Origin of the sequence: Sphingobacterium populi, from assembly GCF_001586775.1 — a bacterium.
Lineage (GTDB): Bacteria > Bacteroidota > Bacteroidia > Sphingobacteriales > Sphingobacteriaceae > Sphingobacterium > Sphingobacterium populi.
This window is the reverse complement of sequence record NZ_LQXS01000011.1, coordinates 1-4,924: the sequence shown is the minus strand read 5'-3', so window position 1 is coordinate 4,924 and position 4,924 is coordinate 1. Positions and strand designations below refer to the sequence as shown.

At 44.7% G+C, this 4,924-nt stretch carries 5 protein-coding genes; 4 read left to right on the top strand and 1 reads right to left on the bottom strand.

Going from position 1 to position 4,924, the window contains the following annotated elements; genetic code table 11:
• The 4 genes from nirB to A0125_RS15105 form a co-directional block, all read left to right on the top strand.
• Nucleotides 1-2,390 (top strand): nitrite reductase large subunit NirB (gene nirB, locus A0125_RS15120; protein WP_066758284.1); only part of this gene is annotated, 2,390 nt, incomplete at its 5' end.
• Nucleotides 2,391-2,411: 21 nt separating this feature from the next.
• Nucleotides 2,412-2,759 carry a nitrite reductase small subunit NirD gene (nirD, locus tag A0125_RS15115; RefSeq protein ID WP_066758282.1) on the top strand — a complete coding sequence of 116 codons (348 nt, stop codon included), beginning with the start codon at nucleotides 2,412-2,414 and terminating at the stop codon, nucleotides 2,757-2,759.
• 29 nt (nucleotides 2,760-2,788) lie between these two features.
• Nucleotides 2,789-3,598: a formate/nitrite transporter family protein gene (locus A0125_RS15110; RefSeq protein ID WP_066758280.1), complete on the top strand. Its 810-nt coding sequence runs from the start codon at nucleotides 2,789-2,791 to the stop codon at nucleotides 3,596-3,598.
• A 10-nt stretch (nucleotides 3,599-3,608) separates the two neighbouring features.
• Nucleotides 3,609-3,995 (top strand): hypothetical protein, encoded by a 387-nt coding sequence (locus tag A0125_RS15105; protein WP_066758278.1) that lies wholly within the window; start codon nucleotides 3,609-3,611, stop codon nucleotides 3,993-3,995.
• 66 nt (nucleotides 3,996-4,061) lie between these two features.
• Here the strand turns inward: A0125_RS15105 and A0125_RS15100 are convergent, their stop codons facing one another.
• Nucleotides 4,062-4,742 carry a Crp/Fnr family transcriptional regulator gene (locus tag A0125_RS15100; RefSeq protein WP_066758276.1) on the bottom strand — a complete coding sequence of 227 codons (681 nt, stop codon included), beginning with the start codon at nucleotides 4,740-4,742 and terminating at the stop codon, nucleotides 4,062-4,064.
• Nucleotides 4,743-4,924: the final 182 nt, after the last annotated feature.

Here is a 4,924-nt window from a genome sequence, read left to right as displayed (position 1 = left end):
GTGTACATCTTACAGATTACTTTAAAAACACCGGAAGTAATGATCTTTATCTTTCAGATTCCGACTGGTATTCTGCTAATAATATAGATCTGCACTTAAATGATCCGATCATAGCGATAGATACTGTCCAAAAGTTGGTGCAGTCGATGCAAGGCGTGCGGATTTCCTACGATTTTATGGTATTTGCTACCGGTTCTGCTGCATTTGTGCCGCCGATACCGGGTATAGATAAGGAAGGCGTGTTTCTATATAGAACGATTGACGATCTAGATCGCATCAAAGAATATGCGCCTCGTGCTCGCAAAGGTGCCGTGATTGGCGGAGGTTTATTAGGATTGGAAGCCGCTAAAGCACTCGTCGATCTTCAGATTCAAGAAACTGCCGTGGTGGAATTCGCCGCGCGACTAATGCCTAGACAGATTGACGATTCAGCAAGCGCCACCCTGCAAAATAAGCTGCGCACATTAGGTCTTCGTTGTCTACTGCATAAATCTACAACACAAATAGTAGGAGACGACAAGATCACCGGATTAAAGTTTGCCGATGAAACATCGATAGATGCGGATATTTTAATCGTATCGGCAGGCATCAAACCTCGTGACGAACTAGCCAAAGAAATCGGGCTAGCAACAGGTGCTCGCGGCGGTATCGTGGTTGATAAAAACATGAGAACATCCGATCCCAACATATTTGCTGTCGGGGAGTGCGCTTTGTACAAGGAGATGATTTACGGACTCGTAGCTCCGGGTTACGAAATGGCCGAAATTGCTGCCTCTACCATTGTTGGAGAGCACAAAACCTTTTCAGGCTTTGATATGAGTACAAAACTCAAGTTAATGGGAGTAGATGTTGCCAGTTTTGGAGATCCTTTTATCTGCGAACCAGATGCGCGAACGATTCATATTGAAGACAAAAATAAAGGAATCTACAAAAGACTAAATATCAGTGCAGATGGCAAAAAATTATTAGGCGGCATCTTAGTTGGAGAGGCAAGCAACTACAATATGCTTTTGCAGACCGTAAATAACAATATGCCGATTCCTGAGCATCCCGAACTGTTGCTTTTTCACGAAAAGATCAGCAACCAGCCTGCTGGAACAGGTTTAGATGCATTGCCCGATACCGCTTTGATTTGTAGCTGCGAAGGCATTACGAAAACGCAGATTTGTGACGCACTAGCTCAGCCCGGTTGCGAGAATGTGGAAGATGTCAAGAAGTGTACAAAAGCCGGTTCGGGTTGTGGTGGCTGTATCCCTATGGTCAAAGATCTGGTGACGCATACCATGAAGCAGCAGGGCAAATATATCCGCAATACCATCTGCGAACACTTTGATTATAGCAGGCAAGAATTGTTTGATCTGATCAAGATACACGAGCTACACCATTATGATGAAGTACTGGACGATCTAGGGAAAGGACACGGTTGCGAAGTCTGTAAGCCCTTAGTTTCTTCTTTGCTCGCCAGTATTTGGAATGAAATGATCTTGGACAAAGGCAATGACGTGGCACAAGATAGTAATGACCGTTTTTTGGCGAATATTCAACGTGGCGGTACGTATTCTGTAGTGCCTCGCATTCCTGGAGGCGAAATACGGCCGGAAAAGCTCGTTGTGATTGGAGAGGTGGCGAAGAAATACAACCTATATACCAAGATAACGGGCGGTCAACGGATCGATATGTTTGGTGCGCATGTCAATGATCTTCCTTTTATCTGGGAAGAGCTGATCGCTGCCGGATTTGAAAGCGGACATGCTTATGGAAAGGCGCTTCGTACGGTCAAGAGCTGTGTCGGAAGCACTTGGTGTCGCTTTGGATTGCATGATAGCGTTTCATTTGCGATCAAAATAGAAGAGCGCTATCGTGGCGTGCGTGCGCCACACAAATTCAAGTCCGCCGTCAGCGGTTGTATCCGCGAATGCGCAGAAGCACAGAGCAAAGACTTTGGCATTATCGCCACCGAAAAAGGCTGGAACCTTTACGTGTGTGGCAATGGCGGTAGCAAACCACAGCACGCGCTGTTATTGGCCAGCGATATCGATAGCGATACCTGTATTCAGTACTTAGATCGGTTTTTAATGTTTTACATCCGCACAGCCGACCCATTGACGCGTACAGCCACTTGGTTAAATAAGATGGATGGCGGCATCGACTACCTGCGCAATGTCGTCGTGAATGACAGTCTGGGTATGGCCGAGACGTGGGAACGCGAAATGCAAGCATTGGTCAATGCCTATCAATGTGAATGGAAGGTAGCTGTCAACGATCCAAACATTCGTAAGCGTTTTGTACACTTTGTGAATGCTCCAGATCAGAAAGACGATACCGTCAAGTTTGATGAAATGCGCGGACAGAAGAAAGCGGCAGATTGGAATACGGTGATCACACCATAACCATTTAACTTTTATATATCTATGGAAACAATGACGACAACAGCATGGGAATTAGCCTGTCATATCGATGATACGATAGAAAATGGCGGAGTTTGCGTGCAAATTGGAGGGAAGCAAATTGCCCTATTTTACTTCAAGCGACGCAATGAATGGTACGCCACCCAGAATGAATGCCCGCATAAGAAGCAGATGATATTGAGTCGCGGAATGACCGGATCGCTAGGCGACACACCGAAGGTCGCATGTCCATTTCACAAGAAAACATTTGCCTTAGACACCGGCGAATGTCTATCGGGCGATGAATGTGCTATTACCACCTATCCAGTCAAAGTAGAAGCTGGACTGGTCTACATTTCGTTAGAAAATTAACCTAATTTTTTTCACTAAAAGATACCATTATGGATTACATCACGCCACAAGAAGTTGCCGACAACATGATGACGACGGCCATCAACAAGTCCAAATTAACCGTCGGAGATTTATTAATACGTGGAGCCCTCTCGGGTGCTTTGCTCGCCATTTCGGTCACGTTAGCATTGATGGCGACTACCCAGACCTCGCTCAGTCTTATGGGCGCTTTTGTATTTCCTGTAGGCTTTGTCATTATCGTCATACTCGGTTTAGAGCTGGTGACAGGGAGTTTTGCCTTGGTGCCACTCGCGTGGATGGAGAAGAAAATATCTGGCGGTAACATGCTGAAAAACTTGCTTTGGGTATTTGCGGGCAATCTCGTAGGCAGCTTACTATTTGCCGTGTTATTCTGGGCGGCAAGCACAGAATCCGGACAATTACGCGAGATTGGCGTGATCGAGCAGGCATTGGTATCCATCAGCGAAAAGAAAACCATTGGATATGCCAGCCATGGCGCTCCGGGCTTGTTTTCCGCATTTGTCAAAGCGATATTGTGCAATTGGATGGTCTGCATGGGAGTGATTATGTCTATGACTTCCAAATCCACTTTGGGCAAGATATTGGCCGCTGGTATTCCCATTTTTATCTTCTTTGCTTTGGGCTATGAGCATGCCGTGGTCAATATGTTTGTCATTCCGGCAGGGATGATGTTTGGCGCCAAAGTAAGTATTGGCGATTGGTGGATGTACAATCAGTTGATCGTCACGGCGGGCAATATCGTCGGCGGTTTGCTATTTACCGGTATGGCGATTTATTACACGCATACCACCAAAGCACATCGGTTATCTACCAAATAAATCTCTGAATATGTCATTGCTAAACATCCTTATCGCCAGTCTCTGTCTCTGTGTCTTATCCGCCAAAGGGCAAGAAAAGACCGTAAGTGCAAAGCTTTTTGAGGGAATCATTGTCGCAGGCTATGTGGATGATGGCGCGTATATCAATTGTACTGGACCTGCGATCAAATGGAGCAAACCAACCTACAGCATTCTGCTGGGCTTACTTCCTTCGATCAAGATCAAAGAAGATAGAGCAGTCGTCAAGAATTCCACCTTTACACCCACATTAGGCTTTGGTGCTACGGTGATCGTGTTGAAAAAGATCGCTATTCAGATACCGACTTTCTACACCCCGAAAACCGCGACCGCGAATGGGCAGTGGAAATTGGGCGCAGGTATTGGATACAAATTTTAGATGATAGACATCAAAACCGGAATTACCTGATCCTTTGCGGTTGGTTGATGCGGTAGCGCTCAGGGATTAGATCAAGCTATAATCTCTGAGTTTTATACGATCCAGTATACGGATGCGCTTATTGGCCGTCTCGATGATTTTTTCGTTCTCAAGTTCCAGCATCATGCGGTAGATGCTCTCGTAGGTGCTTCCGATATACGACGCGATATCCGTTTTTGAAAGTTTGGTGCCGATATAGCCATCTTCTTCGATCCCCATATCATGGGCTAATTGCAGGATGCACCACGCTAATCGACCTTTCACAGATAGCAGCACCTGATTATTGCTCTTCTGTTCAGAAATTTGTAACTCGTCGGCATAAAACAGCAACATCTCATAGGTGAATGCTGGGTTTCCTTTCAGCACTGTTTTAAAGAAATCCATGTGAACAAAACATACTTCACTATTTTCTAGTGCCGCTGCTGAGATCGGGAATCGTGTTTCTGCCGAGGACAAACCGCGATGACCCACGATACTTCCTTTTTTTGCGAAGCGCACAATGCTTTCTTTAGCGCCCCATTGCTTGTATACTTTGATCAAGCCTTGTTGCACAAAATAAATACCGCTGGCAGGAGTACCTTCTTGGATAAATTGCTCTCCTTTCTTTACTTTAATGACTTCTCTATTGGCATTAATTACCTCTTTCCATGCTGGGATGATGTGGTTACACATAAAGCAGGTATTCTCACAGTGTTTTTTCTTTTTCACTATTCTTTTAATTAAAAAATAATATTATTCAAATTCACAACTATATTTTCATTTATTATTACCGACAAATACCCTAATCAAATTAAAGTAAGTTGTATTAGTTCTCTGAGAGGGATGCCATAAGTTGTAGCAGACTATTTATATGCTTTGTATTTCCGGAAGTATAATTCTTTCAGCAGATT

Coding starts and splice junctions, on each gene's coding strand:
- nirD (WP_066758282.1), top strand. CDS start 2,412: ATGGAAACAATGACGACAACAGCATGGGAATTAGCCTGTCATATCGAT.
- A0125_RS15110 (WP_066758280.1), top strand. CDS start 2,789: ATGGATTACATCACGCCACAAGAAGTTGCCGACAACATGATGACGACG.
- A0125_RS15105 (WP_066758278.1), top strand. CDS start 3,609: ATGTCATTGCTAAACATCCTTATCGCCAGTCTCTGTCTCTGTGTCTTA.